Origin of the sequence: Aurantiacibacter gilvus (genome assembly GCF_038289935.1) — a bacterium.
Classification (GTDB): Bacteria; Pseudomonadota; Alphaproteobacteria; order Sphingomonadales; family Sphingomonadaceae; genus Alteraurantiacibacter; species Alteraurantiacibacter gilvus.
On record NZ_JBBYHV010000002.1, the window covers coordinates 208,941 to 233,759 of the forward strand.

At 61.5% G+C, this 24,819-nt stretch carries 25 protein-coding genes and 1 tRNA gene; 10 read left to right on the forward strand and 16 right to left on the reverse strand.

What is annotated here, in order from left to right; all coding sequences use genetic code 11:
* Positions 1-32: 32 nt before the first annotated feature.
* From AAEO60_RS10865 to AAEO60_RS10900, 8 genes are all read right to left on the reverse strand, one after another.
* Complete coding sequence (locus AAEO60_RS10865; RefSeq protein WP_341673733.1) at positions 33-1,010, reverse strand: fumarylacetoacetate hydrolase family protein; 978 nt, start codon at positions 1,008-1,010, stop codon at positions 33-35.
* A gap of 10 nt (positions 1,011-1,020) precedes the next feature.
* A complete protein-coding gene (locus AAEO60_RS10870) occupies positions 1,021-1,323 on the reverse strand; it encodes a hypothetical protein (RefSeq protein ID WP_341673734.1) in 303 nt (100 codons plus the stop codon).
* A gap of 26 nt (positions 1,324-1,349) precedes the next feature.
* Positions 1,350-2,468, reverse strand: coding sequence for an FAD-dependent monooxygenase (locus tag AAEO60_RS10875; protein ID WP_341673735.1), 1,119 nt, complete (start codon positions 2,466-2,468; stop codon positions 1,350-1,352).
* Positions 2,465-3,376 carry a VOC family protein gene (locus tag AAEO60_RS10880; RefSeq protein WP_341673736.1) on the reverse strand — a complete coding sequence of 304 codons (912 nt, stop codon included), beginning with the start codon at positions 3,374-3,376 and terminating at the stop codon, positions 2,465-2,467. Before AAEO60_RS10880 ends, AAEO60_RS10875 begins: the two co-directional genes overlap by 4 nt.
* 76 nt (positions 3,377-3,452) lie before the next feature.
* Entirely contained in the window at positions 3,453-4,457 is a 1,005-nt protein-coding gene (locus AAEO60_RS10885; protein WP_341673737.1) for an amidohydrolase family protein, read from the reverse strand.
* Complete coding sequence (locus AAEO60_RS10890; RefSeq protein ID WP_341673738.1) at positions 4,454-5,113, reverse strand: RraA family protein; 660 nt, start codon at positions 5,111-5,113, stop codon at positions 4,454-4,456. The genes AAEO60_RS10885 and AAEO60_RS10890 overlap by 4 nt, the downstream gene beginning before the upstream one ends.
* Positions 5,106-5,792 (reverse strand): RraA family protein, encoded by a 687-nt coding sequence (locus tag AAEO60_RS10895; protein ID WP_341673739.1) that lies wholly within the window; start codon positions 5,790-5,792, stop codon positions 5,106-5,108. Before AAEO60_RS10895 ends, AAEO60_RS10890 begins: the two co-directional genes overlap by 8 nt.
* Positions 5,783-6,793, reverse strand: a complete 1,011-nt coding sequence (locus AAEO60_RS10900) for a DODA-type extradiol aromatic ring-opening family dioxygenase (RefSeq protein ID WP_341673740.1) — start codon at positions 6,791-6,793, stop codon at positions 5,783-5,785. The genes AAEO60_RS10895 and AAEO60_RS10900 overlap by 10 nt, the downstream gene beginning before the upstream one ends.
* Positions 6,794-7,277: 484 nt before the next feature.
* Here AAEO60_RS10900 and AAEO60_RS10905 point away from each other — a divergent pair, with 484 nt between their 5' ends.
* Together AAEO60_RS10905 and AAEO60_RS10910 are read left to right on the forward strand one after the other, a co-directional pair.
* Entirely contained in the window at positions 7,278-8,561 is a 1,284-nt protein-coding gene (locus AAEO60_RS10905; protein WP_341673741.1) for an MFS transporter, read from the forward strand.
* Between the two features lie 398 nt (positions 8,562-8,959).
* Positions 8,960-9,142, forward strand: a complete 183-nt coding sequence (locus tag AAEO60_RS10910; RefSeq protein ID WP_341673742.1) for a hypothetical protein — start codon at positions 8,960-8,962, stop codon at positions 9,140-9,142.
* A gap of 219 nt (positions 9,143-9,361) precedes the next feature.
* Here AAEO60_RS10910 and AAEO60_RS10915 read toward each other — a convergent pair whose 3' ends face one another.
* From AAEO60_RS10915 to AAEO60_RS10925, 3 genes are read right to left on the reverse strand one after another with little or no spacing between them, the layout of a single operon-like run.
* On the reverse strand, positions 9,362-9,913 hold the full coding sequence (locus tag AAEO60_RS10915) for a DUF5681 domain-containing protein (RefSeq protein ID WP_341673743.1): 552 nt from the start codon (positions 9,911-9,913) through the stop codon (positions 9,362-9,364).
* A complete protein-coding gene (locus AAEO60_RS10920; RefSeq protein ID WP_341673744.1) occupies positions 9,910-10,422 on the reverse strand; it encodes a DUF5681 domain-containing protein in 513 nt (170 codons plus the stop codon). The genes AAEO60_RS10915 and AAEO60_RS10920 overlap by 4 nt, the downstream gene beginning before the upstream one ends.
* Positions 10,419-11,726, reverse strand: a complete 1,308-nt coding sequence (locus AAEO60_RS10925; RefSeq protein ID WP_341673745.1) for a site-specific DNA-methyltransferase — start codon at positions 11,724-11,726, stop codon at positions 10,419-10,421. Before AAEO60_RS10925 ends, AAEO60_RS10920 begins: the two co-directional genes overlap by 4 nt.
* A 189-nt stretch (positions 11,727-11,915) precedes the next feature.
* On the opposite strand from AAEO60_RS10925, the gene AAEO60_RS10930 reads away from it, so the two are divergent.
* From AAEO60_RS10930 to AAEO60_RS10940, 3 genes are read left to right on the forward strand one after another with little or no spacing between them, the layout of a single operon-like run.
* Entirely contained in the window at positions 11,916-12,140 is a 225-nt protein-coding gene (locus AAEO60_RS10930) for a DUF3489 domain-containing protein (RefSeq protein WP_341673746.1), read from the forward strand.
* Entirely contained in the window at positions 12,137-12,547 is a 411-nt protein-coding gene (locus AAEO60_RS10935; protein WP_341673747.1) for a DUF2924 domain-containing protein, read from the forward strand. Before AAEO60_RS10930 ends, AAEO60_RS10935 begins: the two co-directional genes overlap by 4 nt.
* The gene (locus AAEO60_RS10940) at positions 12,544-14,115 is read left to right on the forward strand and encodes a recombinase family protein (protein ID WP_341673748.1); all 1,572 of its coding nucleotides are present in this window, start codon (positions 12,544-12,546) and stop codon (positions 14,113-14,115) included. The genes AAEO60_RS10935 and AAEO60_RS10940 overlap by 4 nt, the downstream gene beginning before the upstream one ends.
* Positions 14,116-14,513: 398 nt before the next feature.
* Here the strand turns inward: AAEO60_RS10940 and AAEO60_RS10945 are convergent.
* Positions 14,514-14,604, reverse strand: a tRNA-Ser gene (locus tag AAEO60_RS10945).
* A gap of 82 nt (positions 14,605-14,686) precedes the next feature.
* Between AAEO60_RS10945 and AAEO60_RS10950 the strand changes: the two genes are divergently transcribed.
* From AAEO60_RS10950 to AAEO60_RS10960, 3 genes are read left to right on the forward strand one after another with little or no spacing between them, the layout of a single operon-like run.
* Positions 14,687-15,091 carry a metallopeptidase family protein gene (locus tag AAEO60_RS10950; protein ID WP_341673749.1) on the forward strand — a complete coding sequence of 135 codons (405 nt, stop codon included), beginning with the start codon at positions 14,687-14,689 and terminating at the stop codon, positions 15,089-15,091.
* A 37-nt stretch (positions 15,092-15,128) separates the two neighbouring features.
* Positions 15,129-16,349, forward strand: coding sequence for a peptidylprolyl isomerase (locus tag AAEO60_RS10955; RefSeq protein WP_341673750.1), 1,221 nt, complete (start codon positions 15,129-15,131; stop codon positions 16,347-16,349).
* Positions 16,346-16,669 (forward strand): DUF1905 domain-containing protein, encoded by a 324-nt coding sequence (locus AAEO60_RS10960; RefSeq protein WP_341673751.1) that lies wholly within the window; start codon positions 16,346-16,348, stop codon positions 16,667-16,669. Before AAEO60_RS10955 ends, AAEO60_RS10960 begins: the two co-directional genes overlap by 4 nt.
* Here AAEO60_RS10960 and AAEO60_RS10965 read toward each other — a convergent pair.
* On the reverse strand, positions 16,666-18,747 hold the full coding sequence (locus AAEO60_RS10965; RefSeq protein ID WP_341674679.1) for a RelA/SpoT family protein: 2,082 nt from the start codon (positions 18,745-18,747) through the stop codon (positions 16,666-16,668). The genes AAEO60_RS10960 and AAEO60_RS10965 overlap by 4 nt on opposite strands.
* A 320-nt stretch (positions 18,748-19,067) precedes the next feature.
* The gene (locus AAEO60_RS10970) at positions 19,068-20,015 is read right to left on the reverse strand and encodes a homocysteine S-methyltransferase family protein (RefSeq protein ID WP_341673752.1); all 948 of its coding nucleotides are present in this window, start codon (positions 20,013-20,015) and stop codon (positions 19,068-19,070) included.
* A 209-nt stretch (positions 20,016-20,224) separates the two neighbouring features.
* Here AAEO60_RS10970 and AAEO60_RS10975 point away from each other — a divergent pair, with 209 nt between their 5' ends.
* Positions 20,225-20,842 carry a TetR/AcrR family transcriptional regulator gene (locus AAEO60_RS10975; protein ID WP_341673753.1) on the forward strand — a complete coding sequence of 206 codons (618 nt, stop codon included), beginning with the start codon at positions 20,225-20,227 and terminating at the stop codon, positions 20,840-20,842.
* Between the two features lie 76 nt (positions 20,843-20,918).
* Here AAEO60_RS10975 and AAEO60_RS10980 read toward each other — a convergent pair whose 3' ends face one another.
* A complete protein-coding gene (locus AAEO60_RS10980) occupies positions 20,919-22,841 on the reverse strand; it encodes a M1 family metallopeptidase (RefSeq protein ID WP_341673754.1) in 1,923 nt (640 codons plus the stop codon).
* Positions 22,842-23,010: 169 nt separating this feature from the next.
* Between AAEO60_RS10980 and AAEO60_RS10985 the strand changes: the two genes are divergently transcribed.
* The gene (locus AAEO60_RS10985; protein WP_341673755.1) at positions 23,011-23,943 is read left to right on the forward strand and encodes a hypothetical protein; all 933 of its coding nucleotides are present in this window, start codon (positions 23,011-23,013) and stop codon (positions 23,941-23,943) included.
* Position 23,944: 1 nt separating this feature from the next.
* Here the strand turns inward: AAEO60_RS10985 and hemF are convergent, their stop codons facing one another.
* Entirely contained in the window at positions 23,945-24,811 is an 867-nt protein-coding gene (gene hemF / locus AAEO60_RS10990; RefSeq protein ID WP_341673756.1) for an oxygen-dependent coproporphyrinogen oxidase, read from the reverse strand.
* Positions 24,812-24,819 lie beyond the last annotated feature (8 nt).

Sequence of the window (24,819 nt, forward strand, 5' to 3'; positions counted from 1 at the left end):
ATGTTTTCCGCGCCTGTCGAAGGTGACGGCGTTCAAGCGGTCTCGCTCACGCAAAGATTGCGCTGCTGGCCAAGGCCCGTGATCTCGCCGCTCATCACGTCGCCCGGCGCAAGCGAGACGCCGAACGCCGCGCCATTCCCATAAGGAGATCCGGTGCAGATGATATCACCCGGTTGCAGCGCCACCCGATCCGACAGGAAGCTGATCTGCCTATCGATCGGGATAAGCATGTCGCTGGTCGTCTCGTCCTGATAGACCTTGCCGTTAACCGCCAGCCTGATGCCGAGATCATAAGGGTCCGGCACGAACTTGCGCGGGACGATCTGCGGCCCGAAAGGTAGGAAAGTTGGAAAGCACTTGCCCGAAAGCCAGTCGGCCCCGATAGCCGTACCGTCGCGGCGAAAGATATGATCTCGCGCGGTGACGTCATTCACGATTGCAAAACCCGCGACATACGACATCGCATCTTCTGGCGCGACATGACGCGCCGTCTTGCCGATGACGACGCCGAGCTCCAATTCCCAGTCGGGTTTTTTCACGTTTTTCGGCAGGACAACCTCGTCCTCCGGTCCGGTCACGCATGACGACAGCTTTACGAAGGCGAAAGGCAGCGATTCGCGTGAACGCTTATCCATGACCTCTTCCGCACGCCGCTGCAATTCCGCCGGATCCGAAATTCCTTCTAGCTCTTTCGCCCGAGAGGCCGCATCGCGCCCAGTGAGCAATCCGATCACATGCTTGCGGTAATTCGCGCCGATGCAAAAAATCTGACGCGGGACATAAGGAGCATGGACGCGCGCTTCTGCTAGCGGTCGGAATTCACCGGGATCGACCTCTTGCTCAGCAATATGCGTGAAGTTGGCGTCCCAGTCCTCCAAGAGGTCATCCAGGGTCGCCGCGGCAGGCAAGCCGAAAGCCTGCACCGGCACATAGCTTTCCCCCGACACCACCGCGGCGAAAGGATCCCCCCCCGCCACTGAAAGCGTCGCGAAGCCAAAGCGCTCAAACATGGGCATCCGCTCAGGCTTCCCGCGTGCCAGAATAGGGTGAGGAACCAAAATCGCTGGCCATCGTGCCGCTGAAGGTGTCACCGTCAACCTCGATCGCCGCACGCATATGGAGTTCGAAGGGCGTGGTCATCTCCATGCCCCACGTCGCGGCATTGCCGTCGACCTTGCCATTTTCCAACGGCATCGTTGCCCCGGCATCGGTGACGCAGGTTCCCGTCAGCGCGTCGCCGTCGACGACGATAGTGAGCGTGGAATGCTGGTCGCCTACCGGGGTTTTGGAGACAGCGCGCCAAGTGCCGGTTAGTGAAGACATCTCATTCTCTCCTGATTTTGTGATCATCAATATGGTTGCCGCAGCTTCTGCACGACGGAGACTTGCTTGAGCGCGCCCGCCCCCGGCGGCAGACGTGCCATCTCGGCCTTACCCAGTCCCACCGACGTTTCGACTACCAGCTTGGCGCGCTCGAACCGGCGTTCGGTGTACGCGGTCAGCGCCGCGGGGACATCGCCGTCATTGGCCAGTTCTTCTGCAAGAGCGAGCGCATCCTCGACCGCAAGACCGGCTCCCGAAGCCATATGCGGGGTGGTGCCATGCGCGGCATCTCCGATCAGGATGATGCGCCCCACCGACCACGGCTTTTCGAGAATATGCCATTCGAGCGGTCGATAGATGATCGCCGAATCCTCGCTGATCGCGTTGCGCACATTTGCGACCTCGCCGCCAAACGGTTCGAGCAACTGCTTCACATGCGGGACAAAGTCCTCCGGTGCGAACCAGGGATTGTCGGGCACGTGCTCCAAAATGAACATGTACATTTCGGATTCCGAGACCGGCACAAGTCCAACCTTGGCAGCGCCACCGACATACATCTCTCCGCGATCGATTGCCGCTGGACGCTGCGCCACGATCCGCCAACAGCCCTGCCCGGTAAATTCGGGCACGGCGGCATCTGGAAAAAGTTTCGAACGCAGGGACGAGTGAAGTCCATCCGCCCCGACCACGACTTCAAACGCGCCCGTCGTGCCGTCCGAAAACGCTACCTCGACCAAATCATCGTCGGGCTTGAAATTGTCGAGGCCGACGCCAAGACGCACCTCGATATCGGTCGCCCGCACTCTCTCCGACAATATGGCATGAAGCTCCGGACGCATGATACCCCCGCCGAGGTCGATCGGCTCGGGATCGCTTGGCAAAGGCGTCTCGAACCGAAGAGTGCCATCGACTTCTCTTACGCGCAGTCCTGCACCCACTGCCCCTCGCCGCCTGACCTCGGTCAGTATGTCGAGATCGGCAAAGGCGCGCAACGAGAGCCCCGTCAGAGTAATTCCTGCGCCGGCCACTCGCCATGCGGGATCGTGGTCTATAAGAGTGACCGCCCAGCCAGTACGATGAAGCGCTAGTGCCGCGCTCATTCCGCCGACACCCCCTCCGACGATCAGCGCTCGTTTAGCCATCATACCGGCTCCTGCCACAGTCCGGGGTCCTCACCGGCTGGTGTGTGAGGCGCGTTGGCCATGATCCGGCCCGTGCCCCACTGGTCGGTAATCGAAGGTGAGAATTTATAGACCTGCGGTTGCCAGTTTTCGTCGTCAACCTCTTCAAGATCGGAAGTATATTCGACGACATTGCCGTTCGGCGTCAGGTAGTAAGTGAAGGTGTTATCCCCGGCAGTATGACGGCCCGGCCCCCATTGCACGGGAACACCCGACTTGTTCAGGCGGCCGAGGCCACGCATCAGTTCGTCGACGGAAAGCACATCAAAAGCTACATGATTCAGCGAGGCTGGTCCGGGCAAAATGGCAAGCCTGTGGTGCGCGCTGTTACACCGCAGGAAAAGCATGAATTCGCCAATCGCATCGCTCAATCGGAAGCCCAAGGCCCGCTGGTAAAAATCTACCAGCCCCTGGACGCTCGGAGAATGGAGCACGATATGACTGAGGCCCGTGGGAATGGCCTCGCCTTTGCTCAACTCGCGCGCTTCACGCCGTTCATTATCAGCCACAACCTCGATCGCATGGCCATCGATGTCGAAGAAGCGAAACCCGTAACCCCCAAAGGGACGGTCGAGCAAAGCTGGCTCCCCAATAATCTTTCCGCCCGCCGCAGAAACCGACTCGCGCAACGCGTCGACACTCTGGGCATCCGGCGCCGAAAAGCCGATAAGATCAATCTTGCGCACGTCATCCTGGCGCAGCCGGATCACATAGGGATGGGCAACTCCTTCGGCGGCAAGATAGACCATGCCATCCCGTTCGGCGACTTCCACCAAGCCCCACTTCTCTGTGAAGAACTCGCGCTCCGACCCAAGGTCCGGCACCGCAAGCGCCACGTAGTGCAGATCGCTAACTCTGGGTTGAGCAATCATTCTAATCCTCCAGCATCCATATCGAAATACATCATACCGTATTACGTTTTCGATGCCAAGCGCAAATCATGCGGCATCATGAGGATTCTGGAAGGCCGAAGACCGCTCGCGCATTGCCTTCAAGAATCGCATGGCGCTCATTTTCCGAGAGCCAGTCAACCCTGCGGATTATACCAGCGACGTCATCCATTGGCCGGTCAGTCCTAGGGTCGATTGCAGATGCAACGCCAGGGCACTCGCTTCCGAACAGGCAACGGTCGGCACCGACCGTCTCGACCAGCAGGCGCAGAGAGCGCTCGCCATAAAGGACAGTGTCGAAAAACAGCTTTCTCATGCGATCGGAAAATCGGATCGGCCGGTTGACCGTCGATGCTTCGAAACGCTCTAACTGATACGGGATCGCGCCGCCGCCATGGCTGATCACGATCTTGAGGTCTGGGAAATCCTCAAGCACTGTCGAATTACACAAGGCGAAAACAGCGTTGCTCTCCTCGTTGATGAAATGTAACGAGTATGGCACGCGGTCGGAGTGTGAACCACTGGCGTGAACATGTGCTGGCAGCCCAAGCTCGCAGAGTTTTTCATAAAGTGGGTACCAATAGCGTTCGTTGAGTCCCGGCGGCTCGATCCCTGAATTCTCGTAAGGATCCGGATTCAGAAGCACGCCTTTAAAACCCAGCTTGGCGATGCGCTCGAGTTCATCGAACACCATTTCGATCGGCTCGCCCGCAGCCTGGGGCAACCCGGCGATCGGCACGAACAGGTCAGGAAGTAGCTGGCACTGTCGATGGATGATTATGTTGGTCTCTTCGCAGAACCAGTGAACGACACGCGCCGGGGTGGCCGAGTGCATCATCTGAAACGGGCGCGGCGAAATGAGCTGCAGGTCGATGCCGTTCTCCTTGATCGATGCTACATGCCCCTTGGGAAACGCTTCCTTGCGATGCGCCGCCTCGACAATTTCCTCGTCGGTCACCTTTACTCCGCCGCGACCATGCGCGCCACGATGGGCCAGGATGTTGGCTTTGTATGCCCAGAGCTGAACTGGCGCGCTGACATGGCCGTGACAATCGATGATCATGACGCCCTCCGCGATTGAAGGTCATGATAGCCATGCGATCGTCGCGCCACTTCGAGCCTCATCCCGCCTCGCACGTCTTCACGAATACGGGATTCGACCTGATGGATCTCTTCCGCAGCATCGAGCACCGCGTCTTCCTTCGCCCTCGGAATGACAATCACGCCGTCGGCATCGCCGACGATCAGATCGCCAGGACAGACCCGCACCGTGCCGATCGTTACTGGAACATCTGCTCCAACGACCTGCACACGGTCCTTTCCGGTCCGCATCCAGTGCCCTTTTGAGAAAACAGGATAGGACAGTTCACGGCACAACGCGACGTCGCGGCAGACACCATCGATCAAGGTGCCGGCGATGCCACGGTTCAATGCGACTTCGGTCAGGATGTCGCCCCACACGGTAGCGTCGGTGCGCCCGCCGTTGTCGAGCACGACGATTTCTCCGGCCGCGATCTCGTCGATATAGTCGCCCACGCTTCCAGGCGGGTCGCCTGCCGGCCCATAGAGGATCGTGCGCGCCCGGCCAGCCATCCGAAAGCCGGGCGAACGCGGCGCGATGCCGTTGCACTGGGACTGAATTCCCAACCGATCGAGCGCGTCACTGAGCGTCGCCGTCTCGAGAGCGGCTGCGCGCCGGATGTTCACTTCTTCACTCATTGAAGTCACCTTTTAACATGTTCTCATAGCTTGCGCCCATTACCTCCGAAGCAGTCGCTCCCGCCGCCAGCTGCGTCAGCATGGCTTGCTCGCGCGCTCCGATGAACTCCGCTTCCCTAAGCACTGCATCCACGTCTTGCGGCGCCACAAAGACGCAGCCGCTGCCATCGGCCAAAGCAAAGTATCCGGGCGTGACGGTGAACGAGTCGGTTAGTGCGAGCGGGCCGCCGCTCTCTGCCTCGTACACCCGACCTCGTGCGGTGAACGGCGTAAAGCGACGGCAAAATATCGGGAGCCCTAGTTCCCGCGCCTCGTCGACATCGCGTAGCGCTCCGTCAACGATGACGCCGGCAATTCCCTTGCGCACCGCCGCATTACTCAGCAGGCCTCCCCAGGCACCAGCGTCGATGCCCGCTCGCTGGCTGACGACTATTATGTCGCCCGGTCCACACGCGTCTATCGCGGCAGCGCCGAGATGTCGTACCGGCGCTCCGGCTGGCGGCGGGCCTGGTTCCAGCCGGACAGTGAAAATGCGGCCTGCCACACGTCGCTGCTGGATGATCGGCACAAGCCCGCTGATGCCGCCCACCAGGCCTAGCCGGTCGAGCGCATCGCTGAGTGTGCAACTGTCGAATTTCAGCAGCTGGGTGACGATGTCGGTGTCGCGCGTCAGTTCCATGACATAAATCCATTCGCGGTGCCGCTTCCCGCGAGCGAACGATAGCAGGTCTGATAATCCACGAGTTCAGGCGTCAGGTCGGTTTCGAATAGGCACCCCGCGGCTGCGATCCAGGTCTTCAGTTCCGACGTGCCCGACTGAAGCAAGGCCTCATCGATCGCAGTCAAAGCCGCGCCGTCACGGCCGATAATCGCCCCCACTATCTGCTCGTCCAGCTGCTCGTCGATCACGAAATGGCTCATCCCGCCTGACCCGATCACGGCGATCCGCTCTTCTCCGGCCCAACTCGCGATGGCCCGGCGAATAGCCTGTCCAAGCGCAAAGCAGCGCGCGGCGCTTGGTTGATTGGGCGGGAAAAAAGTATTCAGAATGATCGGCACATGTGGGATGACCCGATCCCGCATAATCTGGCGATAAACGAAGCCGAGGGCATGGGGCGCGCCGCTTGACCAATGCCCCGGCGGTTCGGGAAGCCTTTTCGACACCGCGGGGTCAAAGCCCGCTTTCCGCACCGCATCGACGAGGTGCAGCGCAAGGTCAGGATGGGCGGGATATTCACGGTACTCTGGCGGACTATGCCCCATTTCGGAAAGATGGATGCCGGGCGGCATGCGTGAAGCCTGATCCGGCGTAGCTGGGCGGTCCCACACGGTATCGCCCGTGAACAGGGTAAGCGAGGGCGTGACATCTTCGAGAAAAAGTTCTCGCTGATCATTCCCGAAGATGATCGCGATATCAGGTTTGGCAGCCTCGAATCGATCGGCGAGCGTATCAATCGCGCGATGGCACGCGTCGCTCTTTTCGCGGCGACTGGCGAGTTCAATCTGTTGTTCCAACCCGGTTCCAGCGCGGCGGTGCACCAATTCGTCGAACGAGAGCGTTTCACCTTTATAGTGGTGATTGCGCTGCCGATCGACCGCTACGCGATCCGTCCAGTTTTCAGGAGGGGTGCTAAGCGTTGGGCCATGAGACGTCATCGCCCCAAATGATATGACTGCCATCACCTGCTTCTCCCATATTACGATATTATCGATATTCTAAAAATTATTCAGATCTGTCACCCTCGTGAGCCGAATACACTCGTATTCCGCTCAGGTGGATCCCCTGCATATCGCGTATACAAAGCGTATGATAGTTATAATTTGATGGTCAAGGATTCATGCGAGCGTCGCCCTGTGCTGCCTGGCGCAACGACGGTCCCTAACCTTCACCCTGCTCGATCATCGGCCCGTGCATGCCGACGCCCCTGCACTCCCCTCGACGTAGCAGTCGGTCGGTCCAAAAATCCGCACAGCAGCTTTTCGCGGATGAGGTGTTGGCCGCTCAGCACCGCTCTTCAGGTCTTAGTTTCATGCTGGTGAGTGGCGATGCGCAGACCCGCCAGCGTCGCTCCGGGAGCGGCAAGCCTTTCGTCAGCAAAAAGGAGGTCGCTTGGCGATGCCCTCTCTACTTGACCGGCTGGGCTGGCTAATCCATCGCTCGCGAATGACCAAGACCCCGTCGAGTGACATCGATCACCCATCAGGCAAGATGGCCAGCGGGAAAGCCCTAGCCCCCTTCAGATTTCCTGCCTTCCGCGCGATCTGGACGGCCAATCTTTTTTCAAACATCGGTTCGATGATTCAGTCTGTCGCCGCAGCGTGGCTGATGACCGAACTTACCCAATCCAATCTTCTGATCGCTATGGTACAAGCATCTGCGACCTTGCCGATCATGCTGTTTGGGGTCATCGCTGGCGCGATTGCCGACAATTTCGATCGTCGCCGGGTCATGCTCTGCGCCCAGCTTGGTATGCTCATCACTTCAACCGTTCTGGCTATTGTGACTTTTCAGGAGGCGGTGACTCCATTCAGCCTACTTGGATTGACTTTGTTCGTCGGCATCGGGACGGCGCTGAATGGTCCCGCATGGCAAGCCTCAGTGCGAGCGCAGGTGGGACTGAAAGACCTGCCGCAGGCGATTAGCCTGAACAGTATCGCCTTCAATCTGGCGCGTAGCGTCGGCCCGGCGCTTGGTGGTCTGTTGATTTCGTTATGGGACATAAGTCTGGCATTTGCCCTCAATGCTCTGAGTTACGTTTTCATGATTGTAGTCTTGCTGAAATGGCGACCGCACGTGCCCCGACCTAAGCGTGGGCCGATGTTTAACTCCATTCTCACAGGTATTCGCTTTTGTGTGACGTCCCATCCAGTCCGCAAGGTTCTGTTGCGCGGCGTAACGATCGGCTTCGGGGTCGCAGCCTATCAAGCTTTGCTTCCGGTTGTGGTCCGCAATCGGCTTGGCGGCGATGAATTCAGCTTCGGCCTCATGCTGGGCGCCTTCGGTGTCGCTTCGATAGCAAGTGCACTCTTTGTCAGCCCCATTAGGCGCCGCATCGGCAGTGAGGCAGTAATCGGAGCGGGTACGCTCATCTTCGCGGTCGCAGAGTTAATCCTGATTGCCAGTGATGACTTCGTTCTGGCGGTAACTGCCGCAATTCTTGCTGGCGCCGCATGGGTCACAGTGATGACGACGCTGAACGTCGCGATGCAGGTGCGCTCGCCCAATGACATCCTCGGCCGGTGTCTTTCGATCTATCAGGCGGTCACATTTGGCGGGATGGCGATCGGGGCTTGGGTTTGGGGGGCGATTTCCGACTTACACAGTATTCCAGTCGCTTTCCTACTGGCTGCTGGCTGGCTGGCCGTTACGTTCGCCCTCCTTCATTTTCTGGCTCCGATGCCGAAAAGAGGGGACGGCGTTCCTGAGCAATCCACCTCACAATCATGACGCCACCAACTGAGGACCCGATGCGGATCTGGAACATTACGCAATCCGGTTAGTGAAGGATGCATGCAGGGCGAGACCACTCGATTGGCAGATCAGCCGATTATAGATGACCGCGAAGTTGGCGCGGTGAAGCCGATAGCGCTTGACAAGGTCCAAGCATCGAAGGCTGGACACGCTTACCATGAGGCTTGGGCTGCGCGCACGGCTCTCGAACTTCTTCCGCCCTCGACGGACCTTACCAGCATCACCCTCTAAGGATTCGATGAGGAGGACGAGCAAGAACTAGGAACAGGTGCGGTCGAGATTGCCGATATGGTCCGTTATCACGGCGGTACCGATAACGCACTAAACGGTGGGCGGGCGAGGACACGTTGGTCTGCGGTGCCAGCGACGATACAATGACCGGCGGATCAGCCTCCGACACCTTCGTGCTCGCGCTCGACAATGGTGCGGATATCATCCTCGATTTCGACGACGCCTCCGACGTACTTGACTTCAGTGCCATCATTGAGATCGCCGACCTCACAGATCTCACTAACAATCATGCAACCGAGGTAGGGAGTAGCGTTGTCATCCTGTGAGGAGTGGACGAGCAACTGAGGATTGATAACGCCGCTTTGGCCGACCAGCAGAACATCATATTTGCTTAAACTTAATACCGTCGGCCGAACGCGCCTCTCAAATAGATTTGGGCCTAGGTCCGTTTTCCACCACTGGTGGACTTTCAGGCCGAGGAATGTCCGCTTTAGGGCGGCCTACTGCCGGCCCCAAATGTCCGAAATGGGGCGCAAAGCTGACCTTTAGCTTTGTACAACCCACCAATCGGGCCAACTGACCTTGTTCGGCGTCCGAATGGCGGCCCAGACTTCGCGCTGCTCGTCCTCGGTCAACTGACGATCACCAAGCCGCTCCAGTGCCGCCTCGACGATCCAGGGATTGATCTCCCATCGAACCCGTTTCTCGTCGTTAGGGTATTTTTTTCTGCCGAGACCTAACGGTTCGAGGATTACGTCGGCGCCGTTGTTGATCGGCGAGATGACGATGGTGAGAACGTCATGCGTATTGTCGCCGCGAGTAGCTCTCGCCCGCTCGAGCGCCTCGAGCGAAGCGCGCGCGGCTGCACTGTCGCCTGCCAAGCCCTTCTGGGTGAGTTGCAGCAGGAACGCCTCGGCTGCCGTGACCCGGCGTTCTTTCCCGTTCTCGCGCACTGTGACCATCTGGCCGAGCACGGCATCGTGAGGGATCGCCCGGTGGCGGTTTCTGGGTCGGCCTTTCGGGTTGCCCGAGCGTCCCTTGGTGAACTGTGTCGCCTTGGGAGGCTTGCCGTAGCCGACATCCTCGTCGGTGCTCATCCCAGCCTCCCCGGCGGCCAACGCAGCGCTTCACTATCGAACGTGAAGAACTTGATCTCGCGCACCTCCGGCTCGGTGAACCGGCGCCGTCCCGGACGGCTGAGCGCGGCCTGCGTCGCCCAAGCGTGCACTTTCCATCGCATCGGATGGCTCGGATCCTTGTCGGCGATACCCAGGATGCGCATGGCTTCGTTGGCATTGTCGCTGTTGTGATGATGCGCGAACTTCACTTCGTGCGCTTGCGTCGGAGCACGCGTACGCAGCGCAAGTTCGCGCTTCTCGATCATCTTGAGGACCTTGCGGATCGCCATGCGGCTACCCTTGAGTGCGGCCTGGTAGGTCTGCAGTTCAAGCGCCTCGTCGATGGTCAGTTCGCGCTCCCTTCCTCCCTGCGTGACGGTCAGCGTCTTGTCGAAGATGATGTCGAACGCCGAGTTGTGTGGGCGCCGGGCCTTGGGCCGGCCTCTCGGGTTGCCTGATTGGCCGGGTTTGAACCGCGTGCTGCTCATGCGGCGATCTCCGGTGTGTCCTCGCGGTGCACCAGCTCAGGCTCCCTGCCAGTCAGATCACTCCAGCGGTTCATGGCGAGGTCGACATAGGCCGGGTCGATGTCGAGACCGCGGAACCTGCGGCCAACGCGTTCAGCAGCGATCAGGCTGGTGCCCGATCCGAGAAAGATATCGAGCACCAGCTCGCCCTGCCGGGTCACGTCGCAGATGGCATCGGCGACCATGGCAACAGGCTTCACCGTCGGATGCAGCGCCAGGTCCTCGCGCCTGCTACCTCGCATCGAGTTGACGCTGGCATAGTCCCAGACATTGGTGCGGTTGCGACCATGCTTGCCCAGCTCGACGGTGTTGGTGTGCGGTGCGCTGCCGACGCGGTAGACGAACACCATCTCGTGCTTGGAGCGGTAGAGCGAGCCCATGCCGGCATTGCTCTTGTTCCAGACACAGATGTTGAGGAGGTCGTCGTAAACACCTTCCACGGCAGCGGTCACGTCATCCATATGCCGCCAGTCCATACACACGAAGTGGACCGCCCCGTCGCGCGACACCTGGGCGCATGCACCGAGCGTATCGGCGAGGAAGGTGCGGAACTCGGCTTCGCTCATCTCGCCGGAGGCCATCGCGAACTCGCGGTGGCGGCCCTTGGCATTGGCATGACCGTTGATCTTCACGTTGTAGGGCGGGTCAAGAAAGGCGCAGTCGATCTTCGAGCCTTCGCCCACCAGGCGCTGCAGGAAGGCGGTGTCGCGCCCATCACCGCAGGCGATACGGTGCTCGCCCAGTTGCCAGATATCGCCGGGCTGGACACGCGAGCTTTCCGGCACCGGTGGGATGACCTCGTCGGCGGGATCATCGCTGTCGGAAAGCACCACGTCGATCTCGCCCGGGCTGAACCCGGTAAGGCCCAGATCGATATCGATCTCTGGCAATGAGAGTTCTGCAAGCTCGAGCTTGAGGATCTCGGTATCCCACCCGGCATTGAGGGCGATCTTGTTGTCGGCAAGCCGCAGCGCCTTCTTCTGCGCCTCGGTGAGGCCGGCAAGCGTGATCACCGGCACCTCGTCGAGCCCGATCTCCTTCGCTGCACGCAGGCGGCCATGACCAGCGATGAGGTTGCCCTCGGGGTCGGCCAGGATCGGGTTGGTAAACCCGAACGCGCGGATCGACTGGACGATCTGCGCGACCTGCCGCTTCGAGTGCGTGCGCGCATTGCGCGGATCGGGGGTGAGACTGGCCGGCGCCTTATAGGTGACCTGCAGCGGCTGGGCGGCAGTTGGAGATGCCGGCTCGTGGATCATGCTCATGACAGGAACAATACAGGAACACAAACTTGCGACCAAGGCACGGGTGGATTTATCCCCGTTCTGTTTTCCACCTCGCGCTTTCGACTGGACTGGACGCCACATTCGAGCATTGCTGTCACCACGCCCGGCGAGCCGGGCTCGTCCCGGTAGCGGCGGCCATTCCGGCGCCGCAGCAACCGGAGAACCATCATGACCAATACGGCCACGGCGAAGGCGCCCAGCAAGCTCGACCAGCTGGCAAAGCTGCTCGCCCGCAAGAACGGCGCGAGCATCGCGGAGATGACGCAGGCCACCGGCTGGCAGCAGCACTCGGTGCGCGGCGCGCTTGCCGGATCGCTCAAGAAGCGCGGGCTCATTATTACCTCGCAGAAGATCGACGGCACCCGCCGCTACCGCGCGGAGGAGCCGGCATGAGCAAAGAGGACATCGAAGGCGCAGTAGCAAGGCTCGAAGGCATGAGCCTCGATATCCTGCGCGAAGAGTGGAGGCGGCGCTACGGCGCCCCTCCCCCCTTGCGCTCCGAACCGATCATGCGTCAGCTGCTTGCCTGGCGCATCCAGTCGACAGCACTGGGCGGTCTCGATGCGGAGACGAAGCGGCTTCTCGCGCGCACCGGACCGGTCGAGGCAGAGGGCAAGCACCTCGGAACAGGCGCCGTGCTGACCCGCAGCTGGAAAGGCCGCGAGGTCAGGGTCACGGTCGAGGCGGAGGGGTTCCGCTGGGAGGATCAGCTGTTCCCCAGCCTCTCGGCAGCGGCCACCGCCATTGCCGGATCACGCTGGAACGGGCCGCGCTTCTTCGGCCTGCGAGACGCGCGATGAGCACCAAGACACTGCGCTGCGCGATCTATACCCGCAAGAGCTCGGAAGAAGGTCTGGAGCAATCATTCAACAGCCTCGACGCCCAGCGCGAGGCCTGCGCCGCCTATGTCCTGAGCCAGGCCAGCGAAGGCTGGGAGGCCCTGCCCGACCTCTACGATGATGGCGGCTTCTCGGGCGGCAGCATGGAGCGTCCCGGTCTCAAGCAGTTGCTCGCCGACATCGCAGCCGGACGCATCGACATCGTGGTGGTCTACAAGATCGACCGCCTCACCCGCAGCCTTCCCGACTTCGCGCGCATCGTCGAGGTGTTCGAACAGGCAGGCTGCAGCTTCGTCTCGGTCACCCAGTCGTTCAACACCACCAGCTCGATGGGCCGGCTGATGCTCAACGTGCTGCTTTCGTTCGCCCAGTTCGAGCGCGAGGTGACCGGCGAACGCATCCGAGACAAGATCGCCGCCTCCAAGGCGAAGGGCCTGTGGATGGGCGGCAACCTGCCGCTCGGCTACGACCTCCCGAAGACCGGATCGCGGGTTCTCAAAGTCAACAAACCCGAAGCCGCGATCGTGCGGCAGATCTATACCCGCTATCTCGAGCTGGGCTCGGTTCATGCGCTGGAGCGGGATCTCGAGCAGCAGCGCATCTGTTCCAAGCGCTGGACCACGAGAAAGGGCAAGGAGGTCGGCGGCGCGCCCTTTAGTCGCGGCGCACTGTTCCACCTGCTCAAGAACCCGGTCTATCTTGGCAAGATCCGCCACAAGGACGAGGTTCACGAAGGCGAGCACCAGGCGATCGTCGATGCCGATCTGTTCGCGCGCGTGCAGCGACATCTGGCTGCCAACACGCGTCGGCACAGCGGCAGCACGGAGCAGCGCACAGCCAGGGCGCCACTTACGGGCAAGCTCTTCGATACGACCGGCGAACCGATGAGCCCGACCACATCGCGCGGCAAGTCAGGACGCAAGTACCGCTACTATGTCTCGGCCTCGCTGCAGCAGGGCCGCAACCTCGGCGGCGACGCAGTCCGCCGGCTGAGCGCGAGCACCATCGAACGCATCGCTGGTGAGACCCTCGCGCGCTGGCTGCCGCAGGAAAGGTCACCGCTCGATCACCTCGTCTCGCTGCGTCTTCACGCCGAAGGTCTGCTCTTCGAGCTTGCACACGTCCATCCCGCTCGCCTCTCAACACAGCTGTCGGATGACGAACGGCTGCTCCACGAGCATGGGGATTGTGCCACGGTCCTTTTCCCTCTCGCCATGCCGCTGCGCGGCGGGAAGCGCCTCGTCATGCGTGGCACCAATCGGGCAGCTCAGCCCGACCCCGTCTTGATCGCAGCACTGCGCCGCGCGCACGCCATGCTCGCCTCCGAGCGTGGCCAGCCAGTGATGCGTACTGCTCCCGCATCGCCCTACGAACGCATGATCCTGCGGCTCGCCTTTCTTGCACCCGCCATCCAGCGTGACATCTTGCAGGGGCGTCAGCCTGCGGAGTTCAACTTGGAATTGTTCAAGAAGATCGGGCTGCCGCTCGCCTGGTCGGAGCAGCGCGCAGCGCTCGGATGGCACGCCTGATCGAACTCCCTGTTCCGCTGAAGAAATGGCCTGTTCTGCGCGATAACAGGGCCTGTTATCGCGATTTGATACCCTGTTATGTCGAATAACAGGGAAACCTCCGGCTCTCCCCTGTAAAGCACCGATATTAAGCCACTTTCTGGTGCTCCAAACCGCTCAAATCGGCCTTATGAACCTGTTTTGGTGTCCAAATACGGGTTTTTCCCTGTTCTTTCCCAGTAATGCTGGGAAACCGAACCGATGCAGACCTCGCCAGAGACTGGCCGGGAAAATCGGCCCTGATACCGCCCGAGAGACGCGATGAATGATGGCGCCGTTACGGAAGTGGTCTCGCAAAGCCGCCTGTTCCGCGGGCTTGCGGGCAGTCCCTGTAACCAGAGACAAGTGCTGGGGGTGCGTGGCGGAGCGGGTGGGATTCGAACCCACGATACGGGGTTACCGTATACACACTTTCCAGGCGTGCGCCTTCGACCACTCGGCCACCGCTCCGCATGCCTGACTTGGCAGAGCGGCGCGTCTAGCCAAGGTGCCTGCTGATGACAAGCACTCGCGGCATGCCTATCTCGCTTGCATGAGCAGGACTATCGGGTTTGCCCCGTCGATCGCCGAAATGGAAACCATCGCACAGGCCGCTTTCGCGCGGATTCCTGCGGGTTTTGCGGAGCACCTGGGTGCCGTCGTCATCGCCGTGGAAGACTTCGCCGACGACGAACTGCTGGCCGAAATGGACATCGAAAACCCCTTCGAGCTGACCGGCGTCTACGAAGGCCTGCCGCTGACCGAACGTTCCATCGAGCATTCGGGCACCATGCCCGACCGGATTCGCCTGTTCCGCCTGCCCATCCTGCTCGAATGGTGCGAGCGCGGCGACGAGACGCTGGAGCACCTTGTCGGCCACGTGCTGGTGCACGAGATCGGCCACCATTTCGGGCTTTCGGATGAGGACATGCACGCACTGGAGGAACAGGTCCTCTAGTTCTTGCCAATTGCCCGCGCGGTGGCAGGATGCGGGCATGAGATTGCTCGTCGCCCTCGCCGCTTTCGCCCTCACCTCGCCTACCACAGCGCAGGAGGAAGAGGCCCCCGCAACCCCCACCTCGGTGGTCGCTGCCGCCAGCGCGGGAGAATGGGTCGTCATCGCACCCGAAGACTTGCTGGTGATGGAACTTGCTCCCCACGCCGCAGGCAATCCGCGCACCGTGGTGATCCAGCTGATGCCCCCGCCGTTCAGCCAGCCGTGGGTGGAGAACATCCGCACCCTCGCCCGCGCGCACTGGTGGGACGGGACCAGCGTCAACCGGGTGCAGGACAACTACGTGACACAGTGGGGCGATGTCACCGAGGAGAAGGAACTGCCGGAGGGTGTGGTTTCGCCAACCGCGCCGTATGAGGTCGACATGGACGCCATGATTGAAGCGCCATTCCCGAACGCCGAGGAAGCGATGTCGGAAGAGGAGATCACCGAAGGGAACCGGCTGATCGAATTGATTGAAAATGCGGGCACTCCGCAAAAGCGCGACAGGGCCATTCAGGCATTCCTCGAATTTGCGGGTCTCGTCCCGACAAACGGTTTCTCGCGTTCCGAGCAGTTTGCCATGTTTTCAATCGCCACGACCCAAACGCGCCTTACAGAACAAGGGTGGCACGATCGGGATTCCGAAGCCCAATGGGTTGAAATCTGGAACGGTTGGCCAATCGGCAATGAAGAACAACTTCACTTCGAAGATGACGAAGGTAATGTCGTTCCCGACCCCGGCCGGCGGCTGCCTCCCAACCAGTACAATGAGCCATACGAAGTGGTCGACAGCAGCACCTTCTGGCCCATCCACTGCTACGGCTATGTCGGCGTCGGGCGAGGGTACGCGCCAGACACCGGAACCGGGGCGGACCTCTACACCATCATCGGCCAGCCGCAGCGGCACATGGATCGCAACCTCGCGGTCGTGGGCCGGATCATCGAGGGGATGGAGCATATGTCCAGCCTCCCGCGCGGGTCTGGTGATCTCGGCTTTTACACCGAGGACGAGGCGGACTTGCGGACGCCAATCCTGTCGGTGCGGCTGGCAAGTGATCTCGAAAATCCGCCGTCCTTCGAGTATCTGAACACGTCCAGCGAGAGCTTCGCCCGATATGTTGCCGTCCGCGCCAACCGCAACGATGCCTTTTACACTGTGCCTGCTGGCGGGGTGGACGTGTGCAGCGTGCAGGTGCCGGTCCGCCGCGTGGCCGAATGAGCGAGGTCACCTTCACCGCAGAGCTCTGGCGCTGGTCCAGTGACGGTTCGCCGGCGGGCGGGTGGTACTTCGTCACCATCGATGGCGAGGCCGGGGAAGCCGTGGCCGCGCACGAGGCCATGCGGCGGATGGAGCTGGGCCGGGGACGCGGGTTCGGATCGGTCAAGGTGCGTGCCTCCATCGGGACAAGCGAATGGGCGACCTCGGTCTTTCCCAGCAAGAGCCAGGGCGGCTACCTGCTTCCGATCAAGTCGGCGGTCCGCAAGGCCGAAGGACTGGCGGAAGGTGACGAGGTCAGCGCCTTGCTGACCCTGCTCTAGATTCTGTCCGCCTGCGCCACGGCATCGTTGGCGCGCAGGGCGCTGGTGATGCGGGTGAGGTGCGCCAGGTCCTGCACTTCCAGGTCCACGCAATAGGTGTGGAACGGATCGTCGCGCTGTTGCAGTTCGAGGTTCATCACGTTGGCCGTGTTGCGCGCGAAGACGCCGGCCATTTCCGCCAGCGTGCCCGGCCGGTTGTAGAGCACCACGTTGAGCCGCCCAACCGCACCGTGCGAGCGTTCACCCCATGACAGGTCGACCCAGTCGGCATCCACGCCGTTGGCCAGCTCGAGGCAGTCGATGGCATGGACCTCTACCGTCTCGTTGGGGCGGCGCAGGCCGACGATGCGGTCACCCGGCACCGGGTGGCAGCATTGGGCGAGAGTGAACCCCACACCGGCAGTCAGCCCCCTGATCGAGATCGCGCGTTCCTGCTCGATCTCTGCCGGCAGGTCTGCGCTGGAGCCGGGAACGATGGCTTCCATCACCGCGCGGTCACTGATCTTGCCCGCACCGATGGCGAACATCAGGTCTTCGGCGTCGTCCATTTCGAGCCGCTCGACCGCTGCCTTGATTGCCTTCTTGCCCACCTTGGTCGGCAGGTTGTCTGCAATCTCCTCGAACAGCTTGGCCCCGATCTCGGCCACCTCGGCGCGCTCCTTCAGGCGCACCGCGCGGCGGATCGAGGCGCGGGCCTTGCCGGTGACGACAAAACCCAGCCACGACAGCTGCGGTTCGGCATTCTTGCCCTTGATGATCTCCACCACGTCGCCGTTGCCCAGCGGGGTGCGCAGCGGCATGTGCCGCCCGTTGATCTTCGCGCCCACGGTCTGCGCACCGAGGTCGGTATGCACGGCAAAGGCGAAGTCGACCGCCGTGGCGCCCTTGGGCAGCTGGAACAGCGCGCCCTTGGGGGTGAAGGCAAAGATGCGGTCCTGGTAGATCGCCAGCTTGGTGTGCTCGAGCAGTTCCTCGGCATCGTGGCTGGCATCGACGATCTCGATCAGGTCGCGCAGCCAGCCCACTTCGCCGTCGGGCCGGTCGCCCTGCTTGTAGGCCCAGTGAGCCGCCAGGCCGAATTCGTTGGTATGGTGCATCTCGCGGGTGCGGATCTGCACCTCAACGCGCATCGACTGGTCGTAGAACAGCGTGGTGTGCAGGCTGCGATAGCCGTTGTTCTTGGGGGTGGAGATGTAGTCCTTGAAGCGCCCCGGCACGAACTGGAAGGTCCGGTGCAGCACACCCATGGCGCGGTAGCAGTCTTCCGGATTTTCGGTCAGCACGCGGAAGGCCATGATGTCGGTTACCTGTTCGAACGGCAGGTGGCGCTCGGCCATCTTCTTCCAGATCGAATAGGGGTGCTTCTCGCGGCCCCAGACCTCGACCTCCATGCCGTCGGCAGCCAGCGCCTGCTTGATGTCGAGCGCGATGCGGTCGACCTGCCCCACGTCGGACTGGCGCAGCACCTCCAGCCGGTTGTTGATCGTCTCGTAGGCTTCGGGTTCGAGCTGCTCGAAGGCCAGCAGCTGCATCTCGCGCATGTATTCGTACATGCCCACCCGCTCGGCCAGCGGGGCGTAGATATCCATCGTCTCGCGGGCGATGCGGCGGCGCTTTTCGGGCGACTTGATGTGGTGCAGCGTGCGCATGTTGTGCAGCCGGTCGGCCAGCTTCACCAGCAGCACGCGCAGGTCCGCGCTCATGGCGAGCAGGAACTTGCGCAGGTTTTCCGCCGCGCGCTCGTTCTCGGGCATGGCCTCGATCTTGGACAGCTTGGTCACCCCGTCGACCAGTCGCGCGACCTCGGTGCCGAACTTTTCCTCGACATCCTCGATGGTGGCGAGCGTGTCTTCCACCGTATCGTGCAGCAGGGCCGTGACGATGGTTTCCTGGTCCAGCTTCAGATCCGTCATCAGGCCGGCGACTTCGACCGGATGGCTGAAGTAAGGGTCGCCCGAGGCGCGCTTCTGGGTGCCGTGCTTCTGCACCGTATAGACGTAGGCACGGTTGAGCAGCGCCTCGTCGGCGTTCGGGTCATATTCCTTGACCCGCTCAACAAGTTCGTACTGGCGCAGCATCAATACGGAATGTGCGGTGCGGGTGGCCATTCGGCAAGGGGAAACCGCCTCGCAGTTGCACGCTATGCAAGTTGAACAAGTACATGCGGTATTCGGGTCACAGCGGGTGTGCGTAATCTCCGTCGGCAGGGCTGTGGGCGCAAGGTGCATGGGACCGACTGTGGGCGGGCCCTGACGGTGTAGGAAAGCTGATTTGGCGAATGTCGGCTAATGGGTGGGAAGCGGACTTCGGGATGGTCTACCGGAACCGACTTGAAGGTCTAATTTCGAATGGCGCTGGCCACACTCGAAAATAGCCAGCGCCAGTCTCAATTTCGCGTTCAGGCTGCTTGTTCGAGATGCAGCGCTCGCGAGACGCATCCAACATGACGGAAGTCAGTGCCGCAACAACCGCCCACCACCCGGAGATTGGGCAGGAGTGTCGCAAGCTCGGCGTGCAGGCGACCGAACTCGTCAGGATCACCTTGGTCAAGTTCCTCGGCTTCGTCGAGTTCGTCGTGGCTAAGACGAGATGCATTGGCTCTTATTCCGCCAATTCGTGTCACCCATCTCTCATCTGTTGCTATGGCATTCCGGAAGTGCTCCGGGTGCGCGCAGTTGATCATGTAATATGCCGGCGCACTGCTCGTTGCAGCATCCACCGCGTCAATCGCCTCACCCAGCATGTCACCCGTTGGTAGTCGCCCGTCGGTCTCTACGGTAAACGAAATAACGACCGGCAATCCGACTTCGACTGCATTGCGTGAAATCCCGATTGCCTCGTTGATGTTGGTCATCGTGATGGCTGAAACGATGTCGACGCCCAGTCGGGCGAATGTTTCGATTTGAGGCCGATGCAGGGTTTGCGCGGTCTCCGCGGATAGTAACTCTCCGGGTCTATATGCGTCATCGGCTGGCCCGATCACTCCATTGACCAAGATGGGTTCAACACGATGGCCCCAGCGCTCACGGACGAGTTTGGCAAATTCGACCGAGCGAGCAGACATCGCCAGCAATTGCTGATCCGTAACGCCCAGTTTCTCCGCCCAGACAGGGCAGCCACGCCATGTGTTTGTGTCGAGCACAAACCCAGTTCTGGCCTGTTCGGCGATACTTAGGAAATGATCGAAATAGTTGTCTAGCGCCGCTCTGGCTGCAGGATCATCGATCAGCGTGAGTGCGGCAAACTCTGGTGCCTCAAATCCTTGCTGAAAAAACAGCCAGGTTTCGAGGCCGCCATCCGTGAGAAACGGCCTCTTGGTATTCATCAATTGATCAAATGCTGGCATTCCCATTTCCTCATTCGGCTTTGTGATGAGGCAATGATGATAGATCGAGAGCTTTCATCCTAGGCGACCCGTGGTACATTTTTCGCGAAGACGAATTGCTTCGCAACTGCAATGGCTTAGGCATTACCCTGCCATCATCTCAGGACTCACTTTGGCAAAAACTGTACCGCAGGTACAATAAGGCAGTTGGATTTCCGAAGGAGGCAGCAATGGCGCGTGGCTTCGAGACTCGCCAGAAGATCCTGGATGTGGCTCAGGAAGCGATCCTCGCCAAGGGATTCGACGCCACGTCAATCGAGGAAATCGTAGCTAACGCCGAGATAACCAAGAGCGGCTTCTTCTACCATTTCAAGGACAAGAATACGCTCGCCCGTGCATTGATCGAGCGGCATATTGTAGTGGAAGATGATCTCTTCGACGAGTTATTTGGGCGTGCAAAGGAGCTTAGTGACGATCCGCTGCAGATAATGCTGATTGGTTTGAAGCTGCTTGCGGAGCTGATTGAAGACATGCCTGGTGGACATCCCGGATGCATTGTCGCGACCGCTGCCTATCAAGATCGATTGTTTGACCGAGAGGTGCGTGAGGCCAACAAGCGAGCCGTACTTGGGTGGAGAAGCAGGTTCCGGCAGATGTTCGACGAAATTGAGGAGGTTTACCCACCCAATGATAGTGTCGATCGCGTTGCACTAGCCGACATGGTCAGCGCATTGCTCGAAGGAGGGATCGTCATGGCGCGCGCCCTCAATGAACCATTGATCACTTCCCGCCAGGTGTACCTGCTCAGATCCTATGTAAAGCTGCTATACACTCCCAAGGAACAGTGAGCAGACACTTTGTCCGCAAACGGGTCGCTAGCAGCCGCTACCCCCCCAGCCGGCCAAGCATCAGGCGGTCCAGCCCCTACTCCGCCTCGTACCCCACGATCTCGTCCACGTTGCCGCGGGTCATCGAGTGGTAGCGGCCGCGCGTTGCTTCGTAGATGCGCGTCGCCAGCGGACGGCCCCAGCTGCCGGTGTCCCACATGGCGCGGAACAGCGGGGCGACGAACTTGTTGCGGCCCACTTCGGCGAGGAACTCCTCTGCCTGCGGCACGGCCGGTTCGTATTCGTTGCGCAGCGCCATCTGCAGCCACAGGAACAGCACCTCGTTGTTGCCGTTGCCCGACAGCGCGAGGCTCTCGTTGAGACGGGTCAGCTGCTCATCGCTCATCGTCTCCGGCAGTTCGCGCAGGAAGCGCTGCTGTTCGGCGCCGGTCCAGCCGGTCCAGGTGCCGGCCATCGGCAGGGTGCCGTCTGCGGCATAGGCAGCGGCGGCCTCGTCCACGGCAGCAAAGGCTGCCGGATCGGGTGCCACGGCATTTTCCGGCAGGCCGGTGCCATAGACCCATTCGTCCAGCATCAGCGCCTCTTCCAGCTCCGCGTCATCGCCCACCAGGTGCTCGCGCAATTCGGCGAGGAACATCTCGCTGGTGGCGGGCTGGAAGGCGTGGCGGTCGAACCAGCCGCGCATGAATTCGTCGAATTCCTCGCGGCCGACGATGGTCTCGACCGTGCGCAGGAAGACCGTGCCCTTGTCGTAGATCGCCTCGCTCACGGTATCGAAAGGGCTGATGCCGTCCGGCGTGCGCATGGCGGTGTTGGGATTGTCCTGCCCGTTCTCCTCCACGGCCTCGACAAGGCTGGCATAGCTGAGGGCATATTCCTGCTCGGCGCGCGCTTCACCGAAGACGGCTTCGGAAATGCGGCTTTCGAAGTAGGAGGTCACGCCCTCGTTCAGCCACCCGTCGCGCCACGACGAATAGGTGACGAGGTTGCCCGACCAGCTATGCGCCAACTCGTGCGCGATCAGGCCGGTGTTGGAGCGGTCACCCGCGATGAAGGTGGGGGTGAGGAAGGTCATGACCGGGTTTTCCATGCCGCCGTAGGGGAAGCTGGGCGGCAGCACGATCATGTCGTAGCGGCCCCACTGGTAGGGGCCGTAGATCTCTTCCGCCGCGTCGATCATGGCTTCGGTGTCGATCAGTTCGGCGGCAGCCTCTTCCAGCACGGCGGGCTCGGCCCAGACGCCCGAACGCGGGCCCAATTCGGCGAAGTCGATGTCACCGGCGGCGAGCGCGATCAGGTAGGGCGGCACCGAATTGTCCATGACGAATTCGAAGGCACGCATGTTCTCGCCCACGTCTTCCGGCTCGCCGCGGCTGATGCCGCTCATGACGACGTCGAGCGGCTTGGGCGCGGTGATGCGCGCCTCCCAGGTCTGGCGGATGCCGGGGCTGTCCTGCGTCGGGATCCAGCTGCGGTTGAGGATGGCCTGGCCCTGGCTGAAGACGAAGGGATATTCGCCGCCGGCGGTCTGCTCGGGGTCGAGCCACTGCAGCGCCTCGGCATCGGAGCCGCTGGCATAGGTGATGACCACCTGCTGCAAGGCCGGGCCGGTCAGTTCGCCCAGCTGGACGGTGATCGGTTCGCCCTTCTCGCCCTGGCTCTCGCCGATGGTGAAGTCGAGCGCGTTGCCCAGCCCGTCGGTAATGCCGCCGATCACCAGACCATTGGAATCGAGCACGATCTCGTTGACGCCGTCCGCCGCCTGGACATCGAGCGTGGCCGTGCCGTCCACCTTGCGCGCCTCGAAATCGAGCACGAGGTCGAGCGCGACATGGGTGACGCGGGCCTCGGTCGGGCGGGCGTAGGTGAATTCGTCGAAAGCCTGTTCGCTGGTGAGGATCGGCGCGACGATGCGGTCTTCCTCGGGCAGGTCGCCAGTACAGGCAGAAAGCGTGGCGCTCAGGGCCAGAACGGCAGCAAAAGGTGCGGCAAGACGCATGGAAACTCCGGGGGATGTAATTGGTATCGGAGGCAACAATAGGTAGGCAAGGCGGTGCTGTCACCCTTCGATCCCCCCAGATTCGACGGTTGGTCGAATGCCGTCGAATTTCAGCGCCTTGCGTGGTATAGGGAAGATGATTTGCAGCCCCAGCCATGCAGGAGCCTTCATGACCCGCCTTTCCGCTTTTGCTCTTGGTGCAGCGCTATGCGCCTCCCTGACCGCGCCTGCGGTGGCGCAGGACGTTGTCGACGCGGTCGAGCGCGATCGCCGCGGGGACATCGTCGTCGAGGGCGATCGCATCGTCGACGGGGAGGAAGTCGGCCGCCTGGGCCGCGACATCACCCCGCGTCCGTCGACCAGCCAGGATCCTCTGGCCCGCTTCCAGCGCCCGATCTGTCCCGGTGTCTGGGGCCTGTCGCCCGAGAACGCCCAGCTCGTGATCGACCGCATGTACGACAACGCGGAGCGCGCCGGGGTGGATATCAACGAGGACCCGGAATGCGGGGCCAACGTGTGGGTAATCTTTGTCGACGACCCGCAGGAGACATTCCAGCAGCTGCGCGACGAGAATGCCTTCCTGGTTCGCGGGCTGGACTACTGGAAACGCAAGGCCGTGACCGAGCAGGAAGGTCCGGTGCTGGCCTGGAACGTCATCGGAATCTACAACGAGGAAGGCATGCCCGTCGCCTCCCCCAGCGAGACAGCGGCAGCCGCAACCGATGCCCGTGCCTTGGGGGACGGGATTCCCGGCAACACGGTCACCACCATGTCGCGCACCCGCACTGCGATCCGGCAGGACATCGAACTCTCGGTGATGCTGGTGCAACGTTCGGCCATTGCCGGCCTCGATGCCGTGGCGCTGGGCGACTATGCCACCATGCGTACCCTCGCCCAGACCCGCCCGCCGCGCCGCGAGAATGCCTATGACACGGTACTGACCCTGTTCGACGAGGACGACGTGTCCCCGCCGGACCGCCTGACCGACTTCGACCTCGCCTACCTGCAAAGCCTCTATTCCAGCCGCGAAGACCGCCCGAGCCGCATGGCCCTGCGCAATGTCGACGAACTGATGGAAATCGAAGCGCGCGCGGAGGAGTGAGCTAGCCCCAGGTTACCTCGGGCGGCAGGCTCATCAGGATGGCGTCGATATTGCCGCCGGTCTTGAGGCCGAAGAGCGTGCCGCGGTCGTATACCAGGTTGAACTCGACATAGCGGCCGCGCCATTCCTTTTGCGCGGCCTTTTCCTCGTCGCTCCATTCCATGCCCATGCGCTTGCGCACGATGGCGGGGAAGGCATCGAGGAAGGCCTCGCCCACGTCCTTGGTGAAGGCGAAGTGGCGGTCGAAAGTGACCGTGTCATCGCATTCGAGGTGATCGTAGAAGATCCCGCCCACGCCGCGCGCCACGCCCCGGTGGGGGATGAAGAAGTAGTCGTCCGCCCACTTCTTGAAGCGCTCGTAATAGGTAGGGTTATGCGCCGAGCAGGCGGCGCGCAGGCGGGCGTGGAAGGCCTCGGTATCCTCGGCATATTCAATCGGCGGGTTGAGGTCCGCCCCGCCACCGAACCAGGCCGACTGCGTGGTCAGGAAACGGGTGTTCATGTGCACGGCGGGCACGTGCGGGTTGGCCATGTGCGCCACGAGGCTGATGCCGGTGGCGGTGAAATCCGGGTTCTCCGGGCTGGCACCGTTCACCTGCTCGGCGAACTTCTCGGAGAACTTGCCCGAGACGGTGGACACGTTGACGCCGACCTTCTCGAACACCTTGCCCTTCATCACCCCGCGCACGCCGCCGCCGCCGTCGCTTTCATCGCCCTCGCCCTCATGGGTCTCGCGGTCCCAGGCGATATAGTCGAAGGCAGCGTCGGACCCTGCCTCGCGCTCGATCGCTTCGAACTCCGCGCAGATGCGGTCACGCAGACTTTCGAACCAGGTCCGGGCCTCTTTGCTCTGTTTACTCCAATCCATGGGAAGTG

What these genes read in the sequence shown, in the direction of transcription:
- AAEO60_RS10865 (WP_341673733.1), bottom strand. Translation starts at nt 1,010, where the DNA reads ATGTTTGAGCGCTTTGGCTTCGCGACGCTTTCAGTGGCGGGGGGGGAT.
- AAEO60_RS10870 (WP_341673734.1), bottom strand. Translation starts at nt 1,323, where the DNA reads ATGTCTTCACTAACCGGCACTTGGCGCGCTGTCTCCAAAACCCCGGTA.
- AAEO60_RS10875 (WP_341673735.1), bottom strand. Translation starts at nt 2,468, where the DNA reads ATGATGGCTAAACGAGCGCTGATCGTCGGAGGGGGTGTCGGCGGAATG.
- AAEO60_RS10880 (WP_341673736.1), bottom strand. Translation starts at nt 3,376, where the DNA reads ATGATTGCTCAACCCAGAGTTAGCGATCTGCACTACGTGGCGCTTGCG.
- AAEO60_RS10885 (WP_341673737.1), bottom strand. Translation starts at nt 4,457, where the DNA reads ATGATCATCGATTGTCACGGCCATGTCAGCGCGCCAGTTCAGCTCTGG.
- AAEO60_RS10890 (WP_341673738.1), bottom strand. Translation starts at nt 5,113, where the DNA reads ATGAGTGAAGAAGTGAACATCCGGCGCGCAGCCGCTCTCGAGACGGCG.
- AAEO60_RS10895 (WP_341673739.1), bottom strand. Translation starts at nt 5,792, where the DNA reads ATGGAACTGACGCGCGACACCGACATCGTCACCCAGCTGCTGAAATTC.
- AAEO60_RS10900 (WP_341673740.1), bottom strand. Translation starts at nt 6,793, where the DNA reads ATGGCAGTCATATCATTTGGGGCGATGACGTCTCATGGCCCAACGCTT.
- AAEO60_RS10905 (WP_341673741.1), top strand. Translation starts at nt 7,278, where the DNA reads ATGACCAAGACCCCGTCGAGTGACATCGATCACCCATCAGGCAAGATG.
- AAEO60_RS10910 (WP_341673742.1), top strand. Translation starts at nt 8,960, where the DNA reads ATGACCGGCGGATCAGCCTCCGACACCTTCGTGCTCGCGCTCGACAAT.
- AAEO60_RS10915 (WP_341673743.1), bottom strand. Translation starts at nt 9,913, where the DNA reads ATGAGCACCGACGAGGATGTCGGCTACGGCAAGCCTCCCAAGGCGACA.
- AAEO60_RS10920 (WP_341673744.1), bottom strand. Translation starts at nt 10,422, where the DNA reads ATGAGCAGCACGCGGTTCAAACCCGGCCAATCAGGCAACCCGAGAGGC.
- AAEO60_RS10925 (WP_341673745.1), bottom strand. Translation starts at nt 11,726, where the DNA reads ATGAGCATGATCCACGAGCCGGCATCTCCAACTGCCGCCCAGCCGCTG.
- AAEO60_RS10930 (WP_341673746.1), top strand. Translation starts at nt 11,916, where the DNA reads ATGACCAATACGGCCACGGCGAAGGCGCCCAGCAAGCTCGACCAGCTG.
- AAEO60_RS10935 (WP_341673747.1), top strand. Translation starts at nt 12,137, where the DNA reads ATGAGCAAAGAGGACATCGAAGGCGCAGTAGCAAGGCTCGAAGGCATG.
- AAEO60_RS10940 (WP_341673748.1), top strand. Translation starts at nt 12,544, where the DNA reads ATGAGCACCAAGACACTGCGCTGCGCGATCTATACCCGCAAGAGCTCG.
- AAEO60_RS10950 (WP_341673749.1), top strand. Translation starts at nt 14,687, where the DNA reads ATGAGCAGGACTATCGGGTTTGCCCCGTCGATCGCCGAAATGGAAACC.
- AAEO60_RS10955 (WP_341673750.1), top strand. Translation starts at nt 15,129, where the DNA reads ATGAGATTGCTCGTCGCCCTCGCCGCTTTCGCCCTCACCTCGCCTACC.
- AAEO60_RS10960 (WP_341673751.1), top strand. Translation starts at nt 16,346, where the DNA reads ATGAGCGAGGTCACCTTCACCGCAGAGCTCTGGCGCTGGTCCAGTGAC.
- AAEO60_RS10965 (WP_341674679.1), bottom strand. Translation starts at nt 18,747, where the DNA reads ATGCTGCGCCAGTACGAACTTGTTGAGCGGGTCAAGGAATATGACCCG.
- AAEO60_RS10970 (WP_341673752.1), bottom strand. Translation starts at nt 20,015, where the DNA reads ATGCCAGCATTTGATCAATTGATGAATACCAAGAGGCCGTTTCTCACG.
- AAEO60_RS10975 (WP_341673753.1), top strand. Translation starts at nt 20,225, where the DNA reads ATGGCGCGTGGCTTCGAGACTCGCCAGAAGATCCTGGATGTGGCTCAG.
- AAEO60_RS10980 (WP_341673754.1), bottom strand. Translation starts at nt 22,841, where the DNA reads ATGCGTCTTGCCGCACCTTTTGCTGCCGTTCTGGCCCTGAGCGCCACG.
- AAEO60_RS10985 (WP_341673755.1), top strand. Translation starts at nt 23,011, where the DNA reads ATGACCCGCCTTTCCGCTTTTGCTCTTGGTGCAGCGCTATGCGCCTCC.
- hemF (WP_341673756.1), bottom strand. Translation starts at nt 24,811, where the DNA reads ATGGATTGGAGTAAACAGAGCAAAGAGGCCCGGACCTGGTTCGAAAGT.